The 14,464-nt window shown below is 58.4% G+C and carries 18 protein-coding genes; 8 read left to right on the top strand and 10 right to left on the bottom strand.

The genetic code is table 11. From position 1 onward, the window contains the following. Positions 1–4 precede the first annotated feature (4 nt). Positions 5–706 (top strand): endonuclease, encoded by a 702-nt coding sequence (locus LJU29_RS11395; RefSeq protein ID WP_005753543.1) that lies wholly within the window; start codon positions 5–7, stop codon positions 704–706. 234 nt (positions 707–940) lie between these two features. Next, on the top strand, positions 941–1,189 hold the full coding sequence (locus LJU29_RS11390; RefSeq protein ID WP_257112369.1) for a DUF6555 family protein: 249 nt from the start codon (positions 941–943) through the stop codon (positions 1,187–1,189). A gap of 77 nt (positions 1,190–1,266) precedes the next feature. On the opposite strand, the gene map is transcribed toward LJU29_RS11390, so the two are convergent. From map to LJU29_RS11370, 4 genes are all read right to left on the bottom strand, one after another. Further along, positions 1,267–2,058, bottom strand: coding sequence for a type I methionyl aminopeptidase (map, locus tag LJU29_RS11385; RefSeq protein WP_005753541.1), 792 nt, complete (start codon positions 2,056–2,058; stop codon positions 1,267–1,269). Continuing rightward, complete coding sequence (locus tag LJU29_RS11380) at positions 2,055–2,312, bottom strand: ParD-like family protein (RefSeq protein ID WP_002553140.1); 258 nt, start codon at positions 2,310–2,312, stop codon at positions 2,055–2,057. Before LJU29_RS11380 ends, map begins: the two co-directional genes overlap by 4 nt. An 87-nt stretch (positions 2,313–2,399) precedes the next feature. Further along, positions 2,400–2,609, bottom strand: a complete 210-nt coding sequence (locus LJU29_RS11375; RefSeq protein WP_004662355.1) for a hypothetical protein — start codon at positions 2,607–2,609, stop codon at positions 2,400–2,402. Between the two features lie 102 nt (positions 2,610–2,711). Beyond that, positions 2,712–3,743: an Ldh family oxidoreductase gene (locus tag LJU29_RS11370; protein WP_122322404.1), complete on the bottom strand. Its 1,032-nt coding sequence runs from the start codon at positions 3,741–3,743 to the stop codon at positions 2,712–2,714. 255 nt (positions 3,744–3,998) lie between these two features. On the opposite strand from LJU29_RS11370, the gene LJU29_RS11365 reads away from it, so the two are divergent. Beyond that, on the top strand, positions 3,999–5,027 hold the full coding sequence (locus tag LJU29_RS11365; protein WP_002553138.1) for a FecR family protein: 1,029 nt from the start codon (positions 3,999–4,001) through the stop codon (positions 5,025–5,027). A 228-nt stretch (positions 5,028–5,255) separates the two neighbouring features. Further along, positions 5,256–5,648 carry a Fe2+/Zn2+ uptake regulation protein gene (locus tag LJU29_RS11360; RefSeq protein ID WP_002553137.1) on the top strand — a complete coding sequence of 131 codons (393 nt, stop codon included), beginning with the start codon at positions 5,256–5,258 and terminating at the stop codon, positions 5,646–5,648. A gap of 33 nt (positions 5,649–5,681) precedes the next feature. Here the strand turns inward: LJU29_RS11360 and LJU29_RS11355 are convergent, their stop codons facing one another. Continuing rightward, on the bottom strand, positions 5,682–5,870 hold the full coding sequence (locus LJU29_RS11355; RefSeq protein ID WP_005779813.1) for a hypothetical protein: 189 nt from the start codon (positions 5,868–5,870) through the stop codon (positions 5,682–5,684). A gap of 243 nt (positions 5,871–6,113) precedes the next feature. Here LJU29_RS11355 and LJU29_RS11350 point away from each other — a divergent pair, with 243 nt between their 5' ends. Next, entirely contained in the window at positions 6,114–7,922 is a 1,809-nt protein-coding gene (locus LJU29_RS11350; protein ID WP_122322403.1) for a monovalent cation:proton antiporter-2 (CPA2) family protein, read from the top strand. Between the two features lie 42 nt (positions 7,923–7,964). On the opposite strand, the gene LJU29_RS11345 is transcribed toward LJU29_RS11350, so the two are convergent. The 3 genes from LJU29_RS11345 to moaB all read right to left on the bottom strand — a co-directional run bounded on the left by LJU29_RS11345 (position 7,965) and on the right by moaB (position 10,736). Beyond that, a complete protein-coding gene (locus tag LJU29_RS11345) occupies positions 7,965–8,891 on the bottom strand; it encodes a glycosyltransferase family 2 protein (protein ID WP_002553133.1) in 927 nt (308 codons plus the stop codon). 87 nt (positions 8,892–8,978) lie between these two features. Next, positions 8,979–10,190, bottom strand: a complete 1,212-nt coding sequence (locus LJU29_RS11340; protein ID WP_257112365.1) for a molybdopterin molybdotransferase MoeA — start codon at positions 10,188–10,190, stop codon at positions 8,979–8,981. 6 nt (positions 10,191–10,196) lie between these two features. Next, a complete protein-coding gene (gene moaB, locus LJU29_RS11335; RefSeq protein ID WP_257112364.1) occupies positions 10,197–10,736 on the bottom strand; it encodes a molybdenum cofactor biosynthesis protein B in 540 nt (179 codons plus the stop codon). Between the two features lie 75 nt (positions 10,737–10,811). On the opposite strand from moaB, the gene mobA reads away from it, so the two are divergent. Together mobA and LJU29_RS11325 are read left to right on the top strand one after the other, a co-directional pair. Then, positions 10,812–11,417: a molybdenum cofactor guanylyltransferase MobA gene (mobA, locus tag LJU29_RS11330; RefSeq protein ID WP_005753525.1), complete on the top strand. Its 606-nt coding sequence runs from the start codon at positions 10,812–10,814 to the stop codon at positions 11,415–11,417. Between the two features lie 97 nt (positions 11,418–11,514). Further along, a complete protein-coding gene (locus tag LJU29_RS11325) occupies positions 11,515–11,739 on the top strand; it encodes a YgdI/YgdR family lipoprotein (protein ID WP_002553129.1) in 225 nt (74 codons plus the stop codon). Between the two features lie 76 nt (positions 11,740–11,815). Here the strand turns inward: LJU29_RS11325 and LJU29_RS11320 are convergent, their stop codons facing one another. Beyond that, on the bottom strand, positions 11,816–12,706 hold the full coding sequence (locus LJU29_RS11320; RefSeq protein WP_057401625.1) for a pseudouridine synthase: 891 nt from the start codon (positions 12,704–12,706) through the stop codon (positions 11,816–11,818). Positions 12,707–12,890: 184 nt separating this feature from the next. Here LJU29_RS11320 and LJU29_RS11315 point away from each other — a divergent pair, with 184 nt between their 5' ends. Next, a complete protein-coding gene (locus LJU29_RS11315; RefSeq protein ID WP_054076373.1) occupies positions 12,891–13,745 on the top strand; it encodes a shikimate dehydrogenase in 855 nt (284 codons plus the stop codon). Positions 13,746–13,748: 3 nt separating this feature from the next. Here LJU29_RS11315 and LJU29_RS11310 read toward each other — a convergent pair whose 3' ends face one another. Continuing rightward, a complete protein-coding gene (locus tag LJU29_RS11310; RefSeq protein WP_257112361.1) occupies positions 13,749–14,420 on the bottom strand; it encodes a TetR/AcrR family transcriptional regulator in 672 nt (223 codons plus the stop codon). Between the last annotated feature and the right edge of the window lie 44 nt (positions 14,421–14,464).

Below are 14,464 nucleotides of genomic sequence, written 5' to 3'. Positions count from 1 at the left end.
CGGCATGATGTTTCGATTCTCGACACTGCTTTGCACCACCCTGCTCATCACCGCTTCATTCAGCGCTCAGGCCGAAGCTCCGCGTACTTTCAGCGAAGCCAAGAAAGTCGCCTGGGGGTTATACGCACCACAATCGACCGAATTTTACTGCGGCTGCAAATACACCGGCAACCGGGTCGATCTTGCTGGCTGCGGCTATGTCCCGCGCAAGAGCGCCAAGCGCGCCAGTCGCATTGAATGGGAACACATCGTTCCGGCCTGGCAGATCGGCCATCTGCGCCAATGCTGGCAGAACGGCGGGCGCAAAAACTGCACAAAGACCGATGCCGTTTATAAACGCGCCGAGGCAGACCTGCATAACCTGGTACCCAGCATCGGCGAAGTGAATGGCGACCGCAGCAACTTCAGCTTTGGCTGGGTACCCGAGCAAAAAGGCCAGTACGGTTCTTGCCTGACGCAAGTGGATTTCAAGGCGAAAAAGGTCATGCCTCGCCCTTCCATTCGCGGCATGATCGCCCGCACCTACTTCTACATGAGCAAGCAATACAACTTGCGCCTGTCGCGTCAGGATCAACAGCTTTATCAAGCCTGGGACAAGACTTATCCGCCCCAGGCCTGGGAGCGCCAGCGCAATCAGCAGGTCGCCTGCGTTATGGGTCGGGGTAATGATTTTGTCGGCCCGGTAGACCTCAAGGCATGTAAATGAGGCTTGTTTCAAAACAGAAGATCTTCGTTTGGATGACCATTGGGTCATCCATTCATGCGTATGAGTGAATCCAAAACCACTCATCGGACAACTGGCAACGACATCTCGAAACAACGCGATTTTCGTTCTACGCTCTGAAGACAGCAGCGTGACCGGAGAAGGCTTCTCGCGCATGCCCCACTGGAAAAATCACACTATTTTGATGGCATGCCGTCAGGCTTACGAGCAGGAAAGATGAATCATCAAACGGAATTTGAAATTCACTATCAGTTCAATGGCGAACCTCGTTGCTTTCTGCACCAGACCAGGCAAATGTGCCAGTGCGACGCATTGCACTGCGCAACGCTACACGCCGGCGTCGGCGTCGGCGTCGGCACAGTGAGTGGCAATATGTCTGCTGGGCCGATAGGAATGGCGACCTTGCAAGCCGAGCGTTTTGGCGTAACAGAAGTACGCTGGAAAAGATCTTCGCCGCAGTACTGAAACATCACCCCTGATCAAAAAAATGGCCTTTCGACAAGGCCATTTTTTGTGTACATAAATCGCCAGACCACTGACGTTTAAATGGCAGGATAATCGCCTGTCCCCTCAGGCCAGGGCGTCAGCAGTTCAAAACCGGTCGAAGTGACTGCAACCATATGCTCCCATTGCGCAGACAATGAAAGATCGCTGGTCAGAACCGTCCAGCCATCCGGCAAGGTACGAGTACCGGCCCTGCCGGCATTGATCATCGGTTCGATGGTGAACACCATGCCCGGCTTTAGCCTGAGGCCCTTGCCCTGAGCGCCGTAGTGCAGAACCTGAGGCTCTTCATGGTACTTGCGGCCAATGCCGTGCCCGCAATATTCACGCACCACACTGAAGCCTTCACGATGAGCGATGCTCTGAATGGCATAACCGATATCACCCAGCGTCGCCCCCGGACGCACTGCATGAATACCGGCGCGGGTTGCTTCGTAGGTCGTCTCGACAAGACGTTTTGCCAAGGGGCTGACCTCACCGACCAGATACATACGGCTGGTATCGCCGTACCAGCCATCCTTGATGACCGCGACATCGATATTGACGATATCGCCATCTTTCAGAATATCGGTGGCAGAAGGTATGCCATGACAGACCACTGCATTGGGAGAGATGCAGGTGGTCTTGGTAAAACCGTGATAGCCCACATTCGCGGGTATCACTTTCAACTCCTTGACGATGTACTCGTTGCAGATATCGTCCAGCGCTTCGGTGCTCACGCCAGCCTTGACGTAAGGCGTGATCATTGCGAGTACATCGGCAGCCAGCCTGCCGGCTATGCGCAACTGCACAATGTCCTGTTCGGTCTTGATACCGATGGCGCTGCTCATGAGGCCGCCTTGGAAAGGCTGGACGCAGAAAGCTCTGCAACGTTGAAGTTCGAAGCAGTCAGCACCGTGCCGCCTGCGTTCTCGATACGGATCAACATCTGGCAGATCTCGCTGTAATCCAGTGCCGGGTGCAATTCGGCAAGCATGCCGATGCGCATCCAGTGCTCAGCCTGCGCATTGATGGAGCGACTGAGCGCAACGCTGGCAGAGCGCAGGTTGGCGTGCATGTTTTCGGAAATCTTTACCAGACCCATGATTCACCTCAAATTGAATATATGAAGCATATACGTTACATATACTCACAATCAACCCGAGACGCATCATGGCCGCTACCAGCCGCACTATTCCATCGCGCTGGCCTGACGGAATTCGCCACTCGCGCGGGCTGCCGCAATGGCTATCGATACATCCTGCTCGTAGCCATTGAACTGACGAAGACCTGCCGCCAGCCGGAGGAAATCCTCACGCTGCATTTCATTGACGGTAGAGAGGGTACGATGCTGCTGGGCAACCGGGCTTTGTACTGACGTTTGCACTGACTTAAGGGACATGACAGACCTCATTCGCTCTTTACTGTTCATGCATACAGTATTTAGAACCGAGCGCCGACACAAGACTGACTGCGACGAATGGTCAGCGAATTTGTAAACGGCTCAACCGCCCGCCAGACCCTGCAAGCGCTCCAGATCAGCCTCAGCGATGTCGATACCGTGCGCCATCGACCGCGCACGCTCGCTGTAGCGTCGGTCCCCCGGCAGGCGCTCCTGCCCTGCCCCGTGGAGCTGCCTTACCAGTTCCTCGCTACGCAGTGCAAAATGCTGACCGCTGCCTTTGTCCGGATCGATGACGATCAGCAACTGACCTGTCCAGGGTGTCCGCGCGCCGGGATGCTTCGACCAGTCGAACTCAAAGGAGAAATTACCGCCTGTCAGCCCTGCCGCCAGCAGTTCGACCATCATCGACAATGCGGAACCCTTATGACCGCCAAAGGGCAGTAGTGCCCCGCCATCGAGAATGGCGCGAGGATCTTCAGTAGGCCGGCCCTCGCGGTCCACGCCCATACCCGCTGGTAGCAATCGCCCTTCCCGCGCTGCGATCTGAACATCACCATGGGCAATGGCGCTGGTTGCCAGATCGAAAACAACAGGCTCGCCCCCCGCACGCGGTGCAGCGAAGGCAATAGGGTTGGTGCCGAACAGGGGCTGACGCGCACCGTGTGGCACAACGCAGGTCATACTGTTGACCATGCTCAGGGCGACCAGCCCCTGTTCGGCGAAAGGTTCGACATCCGGCCACAGCGCGGCAAAGTGATGAGAATTGCGTATCGCCAGAACCGCAATCCCGGCACTGCGCACTTTGTCGATCAGCAATGAACTGGCCGCCGCCAGCGCAGGCTGGGCAAAGCCGTTGCCGGCGTCGACCCTGACAAATGCAGCACCGACATCCTCGATCAACGGCACTGCCTTGCCATCCACCCAGCCGCTGTTCAGCGATGAGATGTAGCCTGGCATGCGAAAGATGCCATGACTGTGCGAACCGTCGCGCTGAGCGCTGGCGCAGTTCTCGGCAAGCACATCGGCAACCTCCGGGGAGGTGCCGTGTGCAAGGAAGATCCGCCGCAACAGATTTGTCAGTTGCTGATATGAAACGGTCCGGACCGGCTGATCGTTAGGGATGGCGGACATTTGAGGCTCCTGTTCATGTCATGGCAAGGTACCGGGAACAACCACACGAAATAACAGCACCGAGAGTAGCGCTGCAGGCCCTGCAAAAAAACTCCCTGCGCACTGCACGTACTCGATTGTCGCGGAAAGGTTTCAATGAGAGCGGCTTGCATTCACAAGGAATTACGCTGTGCGTTGACGGGTAATATCCTGCAAATGTTCTCTCTCCCTGACATCCAAGGGTAGAATGCGCCGACGGTATAGGCCGGAGCGCCCATGAGCGACCCTCTTTTCAGCAAGGCAGAACACGACGCGATCACCGATGCCGCTGCGCATTGGTGCATGCGCCTGCACGCCGAAGACTGCACCGCCGCAGAACGAAAAGCGTTCGAGCAATGGCTGAAAGCCCATCCTTTGCATGCGGTGGAGTATGAGGCGATGCGGGAAGTCTGGGACATTACCGGACAAATCGAACCGCTCAATCCGGCCCCGGCACTCCCGATTCAGGCTACACAGAGCAACCAGCCCGTACTTCGTCGCAAGCGCCGCGTGGCACCACTCGCGGCTGCCGCGGCGGTCATTGCTCTGGCTGTGCCGGTCACCGGTTATGTGGGCTGGAATCAGGGCTGGCTGCCTGATACCTACGAGTCCTACAACGCCGATACCGCGACGCGTCTTGTGGTACTGGCAGATGGCAGCCGTGCCGAACTGAACCTCGGCACCGAGCTGACCTACGCCAACTACAAGGATCGACGCAGCGTCACGCTGAAAAAGGGTGAGGCGTTCTTTGAGGTCAGCCACGACAACACACACCCTTTTGTAGTAGATGCCGGCAAGGGCAGCATCAAGGTCACGGGCACACGCTTCAATGTGTGGATGTATCAGGACCAGGTACGTGTAACGCTGGTCGAGGGCTCGGTTCAGGTCAGCAGTGATCGCGCACATCCGTCGTCAAGCCATCATCTTGACCCTGGCATGCAGGCCAGCTACAAGGCAGGCGACGACGCGCCCCTGATCAGCCAGACAGACACAAAGGATTCGAGCCTGGCGTGGCGTAATGGCAAGCTGATCTTCAATGATCTGCCTCTCAGCCAGGCCTTGCCACTGATCAATCGCTACCTGCAAACGCCTATTCTGCTGGCCGATACCGCAACCGGTGCCATGCGCCTTGGCGGCAGTTTCAACACGCGCGACCTGTCCAGCCTGCTGGCCTCTCTGCCCAAGGTGCTGCCGGTTTATGTCACGCAGAACCAGAACGGCAACCCGGTGCTCAACCGCCGGATACCCGACGCTCCAAAAGGCTGAGCGCTCTCGCGCACCTGACTGACGCAGAGCGATTTTGTATCCGCCGATAGCCGGATCAACCGTCCCCTCGCGACTGCCCGATCTTCATCTACCCTGAACCGCACAGCGCTGCGGCCACCCCGTGCGTGTTGGCGTTTTTATTTTTTTCCATTGATAACTGAGGTTTTGCTGCGCTCGTTCGTCTTAGTAACTGAGATTGTTTAAAAAAGCCTGAAAAGGAGTTTGTGGATGTTCAATCGCCAAGGAATCACGACTCGCACCCTGCTGCGCCAAACAGCACTGGCTGCGCAGGCACAGTCGCCCGCTCTGGAGACCGAGCGGCCCGGAAACGAGCACATCCGACTGCTCCTGAAAAGCTTTGGTCTGCGTACCAGCCTGGTCAGGCTCAAGGTGCTCGATGCGCTTCTGGTATCGAGCGAGGAAGGCCAGCCATTGGGAGTACGGGGCGTGCACAGCCAGCTGCTCAGGCTTGATGTACCGCTGTCGTTTCTAAGTGTGCGCGAAGTGCTCAAGCGCCTGTGCGATGAAGGCGTGATTCACCTCAATGACGACAAGACCTACAGCCTGCACCCTCGTGCCCGACAATGGCTGGGTGATGCGAGCAAGGATGGTGCCCAGTAAAACGGGCCTCGTCATCCTTGCCACTTGCCGCGCTTACCGCTTGACCTTGCGGCGCATGATTCCGTTAAGAATCACGACCAGTACGGCCACGCTGATTGCGATGTACTGAAAGGTTTTTTCGGTGATGACACCGCTGTTTTGCAGGTGCGACAAGCCCAGCATGATCGCGAGAACGCCGAGGGCGATCAGAATCGAGTAAATCAAACGCTGCTTGTTGGTCATAACGGTTTCCTGAATGCTCGTGAGCGGGCAGTTGGCACTGCCTGTTTGCGCGCATAGCTTACGCCGATGCGCGACGAATGGCATCGTCAGCCTGCCCTGCTCCCCTCCTTCGCATCCTTCACGCGCGCTTTATCAACCGCGTTGATTATTGTCATGCCGCGATGAACGTTGCCGTGTAAAACTCCCATGCTTTAATACCGCCCTGCTCAAACAGTGTGTTCAATTATTACCAAGGAGTTTTACATGCCCCATGAAGGCAGCCTGTTGCAGGCCGCAGTAGTGTTTCTACTCGCCGCCGTGCTGACAGTACCGCTGGCCAAGCACCTGAAGCTGGGCGCGGTGATCGGCTATTTGTTCGCGGGAGTGATCATCGGCCCTTCGGTGCTGGGCTTGATAGGCGACACGGAGAGCGTCAGTCACATTTCAGAGCTGGGCGTGGTCTTGTTGCTGTTCATCATTGGTCTTGAGCTGTCGCCAAAGCGTTTATGGGTCATGCGCAAATCGGTGTTCGGCGTAGGCATGGCGCAGGTGTTGCTGACGGGCCTGGTCATTGGCGGGATCGCGTTGCTTGCCTTCGGCCAGTCGCTGAACACTGCGGTCATTCTGGGTCTTGGCCTGGCGCTGTCATCCACAGCCTTCGGCCTGCAGAGTCTGGCAGAGCGCAAGCAGTTGAATAGCCCGCATGGCCGGATGGCGTTCGCTATCCTGCTGTTTCAGGACATTGCGGCAATTCCCTTGATTGCCCTGGTGCCATTCCTGGCCGGGGCCGATCACGCAATGGACACCGGCGAAAGCATCAACCACGGCCTGCGCGTGCTGGGCAGCATTGCCATTGTGGTGATCGGCGGCCGCTATTTGCTGCGTCCGGTATTTCGCATCGTTGCCAAGACCAAAATCCAGGAAGTCTCGACCGCCACTGCCTTGCTGGTAGTGATTGGTACGGCGTGGCTGATGGAACTGGTGGGCGTGTCCATGGCGCTGGGCGCATTTCTCGCCGGTCTGCTATTGGCAGACTCCGAATACCGTCACGAACTGGAAGCACAGATCGAACCGTTCAAAGGGTTGTTGCTGGGGCTGTTCTTCATCAGTGTCGGCATGGGTGCCAACGTCGGCTTGCTGCTCAGTTCGCCCCTTGCGGTGCTGGGCCTGACGCTGCTGTTGATCGGAATCAAGCTGCCGATGCTGTTCCTGATCGGTCGTACCGCTGGCGGTCTCAATAACCGCAGCGCGCTGCAATTGGGCCTGGTGTTGGCAGCCGGTGGCGAATTTGCCTTCGTGGTGTTCAAGATCGGCAGCGCTCAAGGGCTGTTCGAGGCGGGGCTTTACGACATGCTGGTGCTGACCATCACCTTGTCGATGGCGATCACGCCGTTGCTGTTCATTGCCCTGGCGCGCTGGATCAAACCCAGGATCAAGCCTGTCGAGGTGCCGGACGAGTACCGCGATATCCAGACCGACAAACCACGCGTGGTCATCGCTGGTATGGGCCGTATGGGGCAAATCGTAGCGCGGATCCTGCGGGCGCAGAAAATCCCTTTCATCGCTCTGGATACCGCTGTGGAATCGATCGAGTTTTCGCGCAGCTTCGGCAATGTGCCGGTGTTTTATGGCGACCCGCTGCGCCCGGAAATACTGCGTGCAGCCAAGGTTGATGAAGCGGAATACTTCGTCATTGCGACGGATGATCCGGACACCAACATCAAGACAGCCGAGTTGATCCGCAAGCTGTATCCGCACATGAAGATCATTGCCCGTGCACGTAACCGCCAGCACGTTCACCGGTTGATGGACATTGGCGCTCATGCCGTGCGTGAGACATTCTATTCAAGCCTGGAGATGAGCCGTCAGACCCTGATGGGGCTGGGCCTGACCGAGGCACAGGCCGATGCGCGCATCAGTCGCTTCAAGCGCCACGACGAACAGGTGCTGGCCGCACAACATGAAGTGTATGACGACGACGCCAAGGTTCTGCAGACCGCCCGTGAAGCCAGGGCCGACCTCGCGCAACTGTTCGAGGCCGACCGTCTGGACGAAGAAGCTGCGAAAAGCTGATGTGCCAGACGCCGGGCGCTCAGCGTCCGGCGCAGGGTTCGGTCAGGCGTAAGGACTGTCCCAATAGCGCTTGTACATCCCGAGTTTTTTCTTTACGCCACGGGGCAGGCGCTTCTCCTGCTTGCTCAGCTTGTAGGCCAGCAGCTTCAGCGCATTACGTACGAACGACATGGGCCACCAGAGAATTCGCCGGGGGCCGAGGAATTTAAGCTCGGACTTGACGTAACGCATGCCCTCGCCGCCGATGCCGCCAAAGGTTTCGTAGATCCACGCTTCACGGGACTGGAACACACCGATATCAAAGTAACGGCAAAACTCCTCACGCAGGCTGTAGTTATGTGAGTGACGGCATACAGCCGAACCTTCATAGGCTGCTTTCCAGCCATCGATCAGCATTTTGGCGGTGACGTACATGTCTTCGGAAAGAATCACATGCCGGGGAAAGCCGCCAATCGCCCGCAACGCTTCACCGCGATAGGCCGCGAACGAGTTGGACATGAATGGCGTCTTGATGCCCAGCGTGCGTGCATCGGCCAGAGTCTTGATCTGCGACGTCGGAGGGTAATTGAACAACCGTGCATGCTGGGCCAGCAGGTTGGCGTTCTTGTGCGGCAATTGACGCCCGCAGACCGCGCCGACCTTGGGGTCGGCGAAAGGCAGCAGAATGTTGGCAATGGCATTGATATCTTCAACATAGGCGTCTTGGGTCAGATAGACATAGACGTCGTAGTCGGGATGCAAATCGACCATCATCTGCCGGGTGCCACCGTGGTTGAAGTCCTTGCTGTCGATGCGCAATACGTTGGCACAACGAGCTTGCGCCAGCTCCAGCGTGCCATCTGAAGAACTGGAGTCGACGATCAGTGTATCGAAGCTCGCAGTCTGCGTAGCCAGCGAGTCCAGTAGACGTTCCAGATCCTTGCGTCCGTTGTAGGTCGGGATCACACAAGCCACTCTCAATGGCGCCATAACAATACTCCAGGGCGAAGTCCGGTTGCCCAACTTGTCAGCGATGTTGAGAGTAGCTCATGCGTGCCAGCCCAACCATTAATCCACTCAGCCCAGCACTTCACTCAACGGGATGAAGTTGACCCAGTCCCCTTCGGCCACGGTCGAGCCTTCACGCACTTCAATCAGGCCGTCAGCCCAGGCAGCGCTGCGCAATACACCCGAGCTCTGGTTGCGATAGGCCACGGCCCTGCCCTGTTCCAGACGCCCGCGCAGGTATTCGCGACGATTGCCCGGGCGCGTCCAGACGAACCCTGCGGGCACCGGAAACTGCAACGGCGCTACGTCAATCACACCTTGGCGACGCAGCAGGTAAGCACGCGCCAGCAAAGCGAAGGTGACCAGCGTGGAGGCGGGATTGCCGGGCAGGCCAATCACCGGTACGCCACGAAAATGCCCGAAAGTCAGCGGTTTTCCGGGCTTGATGGCCAGCTTCCAGAGCGTCAGTTCGCCTTCCTCACGCAATGCGTCACCAAGGAAATCCGCTTCGCCTACCGAGACGCCGCCCGTGGAGAGGATCAGGTCGACATCGTGCAGATTCGCCAGCGCAGCACGAGTCTTCGCCAGATCGTCCGGCAGGATGCCTGCATCCACGACCTCGCATTCGAGTCGCTTCAGCCAACTGCACAGCAACACCCGGTTGCTGTTGTAGATCTGCCCCGGCCCCAATGGCTGACCTGGTTCAATCAACTCGTCGCCGGTGGACAGCACCGCGACACACACCCGTCGGATCACCTCAAGCTCGGCGAGGCCCAACGAAGCGGCCAGGCCCAATTCAATAGGACCAAGCCGCGTCCCGGCCGCCAGTACGGTGTCGCCGACGCGGGTTTCCTGCCCCTGTGGGCGAATGTTCTGCCCAACGCTCAGCGGCTCGCTGAAGCACACGCGCTGATCCGCCAGCACCTCGGCGTTTTCCTGCATCTCGACGCAATCGGCACCTTCAGGCATCGGCGCACCGGTGAAGATTCGTGCACAGGTGCCAGGTGCCAGCGGCTCGGGTGCCTGACCGGCAAAGATGCGCTGGCTGACCGTCAACGGCTCGCCGCTCCAGTCCGCTACGCGCAGGGCATAACCGTCCATGGCGCTGTTCGGCCAGGGCGGCAGATCCAGAGTGGAAATCAGATCTACCGCCAGCACACGGCCTTCGGCATCGGCCAGCGGAACACGCTGGCGATCAGTGATCGGCGTGGCCTCGGCCATCGCCAGCAGCCGTGCGATAGCCTCTTCGACAGGCAGCAAGGTTTTCGGCTCGTTGTTCATCAGCACTCAACCACGAATCGCACAGGGCTCGGCCTGCTTGAGGTGCGGCACGAAGTTGCAGGGCCGGAAGCGCGAATCCAGTTGCTGGGCGAGAATCCCGTCCCACGCCGTGCGTACCGCATTGGTGGAGCCCGGCAGGCAGCACACCAGGGTGCCATTGGACAGGCCCGCCAACGCACGGGACTGAATGGTCGAGGTGCCGATATCCGGCACCGAAATCTGCCGGAACAGTTCACCGAAACCATCGACCTGCTTGTCGAGCAAACACGCCACGGCTTCAGGCGTGCTGTCGCGACCGGTAAAGCCGGTGCCGCCGGTGATCAGCACGACCTGCACCTGATCGTCGGCAATCCAGGTCGCTACCTGAGCGCGGATTTTGTACAGGTCATCCTTGAGCAGCACGCGCTCGATCAGGCCATGACCGGCATCGGTCAGGCGGTCGACGAACATTTGGCCCGAGGTATCGGTTTCACGGGTGCGGGTATCGCTGACGGTCAGCACGGCGATATTCAGGGGTACGAAAGGTGTGTCAGCCTTGGCTTTCATGGCCTCATCCAGTTGTTAAGGAAACAGGCCGGTGTTATATCACAGCACTCCTTTTGACTGCCCGCCGAGTGTTTGATGAATGTCCCTGCCGCACTGCCTCCCTGCTCTATTCTGCTGCTGGCCGGAGGTCGCGGGCAGCGCATGGGCGGGCGTGACAAGGGCCTGATCGAGTGGCAGGGCAAGGCGCTGATCGAGCACCTGCACCGGCTGACCCGGCCGCTGACCGACGACCTGATCATTTCCTGCAACCGCAACATCGAGCGCTATGCGCATTACGCCGATCAACTGGTGCAGGACGACGATGCCGATTTCAACGGTCCTCTGGCCGGAATTCGCGCCGCCCTGCCACTTGCCCGGCATAAGTGGTTGCTGGTTCTGCCCTGCGACGTACCTTTGGTCGATGAACCGTTGCTGCAAGCGTTGCGCGAAAAGGCTGTTGAATGCCCGGAGCGACCAATAATGGTGCGTGAAGGCCAGCACTGGCAGCCGCTTTTATGTATGATCCCCATCGCTCACGCCGCAACGCTGGAAGCCGCATGGCAGGCCGGCGAACGCAGCCCGAGACGGGCCCTGGAACCGCTGCAACCAGTCGCCCTGCAACTGGAAGCTGGCGATCCACGCCTGGCCAACCTGAATACTCCCTGTCTGTTGACCGGGATCAGCGAAAACTGTGGCAAGTGACTGGCTATTGAACTTGCTGACGGTGTATACGGAACTTTGCCGACGGTGTATCCGTCTGAGAGTTCAGTAAATCAAGAATCCATCTGGAGACACAGTAATGAAACAACGGACCCTTCCCGCTGCCTTCCTGCTTGCATTGAGCATTGCCTCCCTCGCCGGCTGCGCATCGCCCACTGTGATCACCTTGAACGATGGTCGTGAAATCCAGGCTGTCGATACGCCAAAGTACGATGAAGAATCGGGCTTCTACGAGTTCAAGCAACTCGACGGCAAGCAGACCCGCATCAACAAGGATCAGGTACGTACCGTCAAGGATCTGTGATCCGGGCGTCGTGTGACTGATTTGAAAAAACCCGCCGAGTGCGGGTTTTTTTTGGCCGTCAGCCCGGCTTTACCGCTTACCAGTCGAGTTCAAGCAAGCTCTCGAACTGACGCTGTTTACCGCTGAGCGGGTCGATGAAGCGCAAGCCCTTGGCCAGCAGCTTCAGAGGGTTTTGATAATCGTCGACAGGGTTCTTTACCACGTCCGGGTAGAACGGGTCGTTGCAGATGCCCGCGCCCAGTGCCGCCATGTGCACGCGTAGTTGATGTTTCTTGCCGGTCACCGGATAAAGCCCGTACCGCCACAATTGATCCTGCCGTTCGAGCACCTCGATCTGCGTCCGGGTATTGCTCGCCCCTGCTCCTTCCTGCATGCGAAAGAATGGTTCGCCTTCGACCAGACGGCTTTCGTGCAAACGTGGAAACTCCAGCCCCGGCAACGCTGGCGCAATGGCTTCGTAGAACTTGTCGATCTGCCGGGTGGGAAACAGCGCCTGATAAGCCGAGCGCGTCTGCCGGTTGGCGGAAAACAGCACCAGCCCGGCGGTGTGCCGGTCGATACGGTGCAGCGGCACCAGATCGGGGTTGCCCAGGCGATGGATCAGGCGGCGCAGCAACGTCTGCTCGACGTACTCACCTGCGGGTGTCACCGGCAAAAAGTGCGGTTTGTCCGCCACCACCAGATGCTCGTCGGCGTACAGAATCGTCTCAAGCACCGGGATCGGCGTTTCGTTGGGCACCTCACGGAAATAGTGAATGCGCAGGCCCTCGCGGTACGCAAGGTCAGGCGCGATGGCCTTGCCGTTTTCGTCCAGCACCCGTCCGCGGGCAATACGGTCCAGCCATTGTTCGCGGCTGATGGCGGTGAATTTCGCGCACAGGCAATCGAGCACTGTGGCCCACGCGCCTGGCGGCAGGTACAACGTGCTGGCTTGTTGCTGTGCGGCGCTGAAAACGGAATCGGGCATGTGCGGCGTGAACTCTGGCTGATCTGAAGCGGCTGGCCGTGGATTATCACTGATTAGGGCGATCACCGCACAATATCGCTGCATGGCAATCGCCTGCCGCCTGCGGCACTATTAACCATCTGGTACATTCCGCTCAACACCTGCTCTGGACCGGGCAGTAGCACAAAAACAAGAGACTTATTCTATGACCCATGCTGAAAAAAAATCCGTTCTTGCCGGCCTGATCGGCTCGGGCATTCAGGCCTCGCGAACGCCCGCCATGCACGAGCACGAAGGCGACGCCCAGGGCCTGCGCTACTTGTATCGGCTGATCGATATCGACGCCCTGCAACTGGATATCAGCGCCCTGCCCCAGCTTATCGAAAGCGCACAAAACTGTGGCTTCACCGGCCTGAACATCACCTTTCCGTGCAAGCAGGCGGTTATCCCCTTACTGGACGAACTGTCCGCCGAAGCCCGCGGTATAGGCGCAGTGAATACCGTGGTGTTCAAGGGCGGCAAGCGTATCGGTCACAACACTGACTGCCTGGGTTTTGCCGAAGGCTTCCAGCGCGGCCTGGACAAGGCTCCACGTCAGCAGGTGGTGCAAATGGGCGCAGGTGGCGCAGGCGCTGCCGTGGCTCATGCGTTATTGAGCGCTGGCGTCGAATGCCTGACAGTATTCGAAGTCGAGCCGCAACGCGCGCAAGGGCTGGTGGACAACCTCAACGGGCATTTCGGTGCAGGACGGGCAAAGGTGGGTATCGATTTGCCTGCCGCTATGGCCGAAGCCGACGGCCTGGTCAATACCACGCCGGTCGGCATGGCCAAACTGCCGGGCACGCCGTTGCCGGTCGAGTTGCTGCGCCCTGAGCTGTGGGTTGCGGAAATCATCTACTTCCCGCTGGAAACCGAACTGCTCAAGCATGCCCGTGCGCTGGGCTGCCGCACGCTGGATGGCAGCACCATGGCGGTGTTTCAGGCAGTCAAGGCATTTGAGTTATTCAGTGGCCAGTCAGCCGATGCAGAACGGATGATGGCGCACTTCCATACGCTGTAAACCTCAGCGCTTGAGATAACGCAGCACAGCGTCGCAAATCATCGCCTTGTGACGCTGTTTGACCTCCTCGCTCCACAGCTCGATCTGGAAAATTTCGCTGAAGGTATGGCGGTTGGAGATCCGGTAGAAGCAGAACGAACTGATCATCAGGTGCAGGTCCACCGGATGAACACCATCGCGGAACAAGCCACTGGCCTCGCCGCGTCGCAGGATGCCATCGAGCGCCCTGATGATATTCTGGCTTTTGGCCTGGATCGAATCGGACTGTTTGACGTTCTCGCCGTAATGAATGTTTTCGATGCACACGATACGCACGAAATCGACGTTGCTGTCATGGTGATCGAAGGTGAATTCAACCACGCGATGAATCGCCTCGACAGGCTCCAGCTCACTCAGGTTCAACTCGCTCTCGGTGTTAAGAATCGCACCGTAGAGTTTTTCGAGCACTTCGACATACAGCTGCTCCTTGCTGCCGAAGTAGTAATAGATCATCCGTTTCGAGGTTTTAGTTCGCTCGGCGATGGCATCGACGCGCGCGCCTGTAAGACCGTGGGCAACGAATTCGGCGACAGCAGCCTGAAGAATATCTTCGCGGGTTTTTTCCGGGTTGTTCTTGCGGCCCTTGGGCGCAGTGGCGGCAGTTTCAACGGCAACGGCGGAGTCGATTTTTTTCATTGTTGGCTCATGACCACGGGTAATGCGCGAAGTATGAAGCTGAC

Origin of the sequence: Pseudomonas ficuserectae (assembly GCF_024584585.1) — a bacterium.
Lineage (GTDB): Bacteria > Pseudomonadota > Gammaproteobacteria > Pseudomonadales > Pseudomonadaceae > Aquipseudomonas > Aquipseudomonas amygdali.
The sequence above is the reverse complement of the archived record's forward strand: the minus strand, read 5'-3'. Positions and strand labels throughout refer to the sequence as shown.

Excerpts from the sequence above, each read along its gene's own strand:
- LJU29_RS11365 (WP_002553138.1), top strand. The coding sequence starts at position 3,999 with ATGAGCGACCCTCTTTTCAGCAAGGCAGAACACGACGCGATCACCGAT.
- moaB (WP_257112364.1), bottom strand. The coding sequence starts at position 10,736 with ATGAAAGCCAAGGCTGACACACCTTTCGTACCCCTGAATATCGCCGTG.
- LJU29_RS11315 (WP_054076373.1), top strand. The coding sequence starts at position 12,891 with ATGACCCATGCTGAAAAAAAATCCGTTCTTGCCGGCCTGATCGGCTCG.
- LJU29_RS11395 (WP_005753543.1), top strand. The coding sequence starts at position 5 with ATGATGTTTCGATTCTCGACACTGCTTTGCACCACCCTGCTCATCACC.
- LJU29_RS11320 (WP_057401625.1), bottom strand. The coding sequence starts at position 12,706 with ATGCCCGATTCCGTTTTCAGCGCCGCACAGCAACAAGCCAGCACGTTG.
- map (WP_005753541.1), bottom strand. The coding sequence starts at position 2,058 with ATGAGCAGCGCCATCGGTATCAAGACCGAACAGGACATTGTGCAGTTG.
- LJU29_RS11325 (WP_002553129.1), top strand. The coding sequence starts at position 11,515 with ATGAAACAACGGACCCTTCCCGCTGCCTTCCTGCTTGCATTGAGCATT.
- LJU29_RS11310 (WP_257112361.1), bottom strand. The coding sequence starts at position 14,420 with ATGAAAAAAATCGACTCCGCCGTTGCCGTTGAAACTGCCGCCACTGCG.
- LJU29_RS11355 (WP_005779813.1), bottom strand. The coding sequence starts at position 5,870 with ATGACCAACAAGCAGCGTTTGATTTACTCGATTCTGATCGCCCTCGGC.
- LJU29_RS11375 (WP_004662355.1), bottom strand. The coding sequence starts at position 2,609 with ATGTCCCTTAAGTCAGTGCAAACGTCAGTACAAAGCCCGGTTGCCCAG.
- LJU29_RS11370 (WP_122322404.1), bottom strand. The coding sequence starts at position 3,743 with ATGTCCGCCATCCCTAACGATCAGCCGGTCCGGACCGTTTCATATCAG.
- LJU29_RS11390 (WP_257112369.1), top strand. The coding sequence starts at position 941 with ATGAATCATCAAACGGAATTTGAAATTCACTATCAGTTCAATGGCGAA.
- LJU29_RS11350 (WP_122322403.1), top strand. The coding sequence starts at position 6,114 with ATGCCCCATGAAGGCAGCCTGTTGCAGGCCGCAGTAGTGTTTCTACTC.
- LJU29_RS11360 (WP_002553137.1), top strand. The coding sequence starts at position 5,256 with ATGTTCAATCGCCAAGGAATCACGACTCGCACCCTGCTGCGCCAAACA.
- LJU29_RS11380 (WP_002553140.1), bottom strand. The coding sequence starts at position 2,312 with ATGGGTCTGGTAAAGATTTCCGAAAACATGCACGCCAACCTGCGCTCT.
- mobA (WP_005753525.1), top strand. The coding sequence starts at position 10,812 with ATGAATGTCCCTGCCGCACTGCCTCCCTGCTCTATTCTGCTGCTGGCC.
- LJU29_RS11345 (WP_002553133.1), bottom strand. The coding sequence starts at position 8,891 with ATGGCGCCATTGAGAGTGGCTTGTGTGATCCCGACCTACAACGGACGC.
- LJU29_RS11340 (WP_257112365.1), bottom strand. The coding sequence starts at position 10,190 with ATGAACAACGAGCCGAAAACCTTGCTGCCTGTCGAAGAGGCTATCGCA.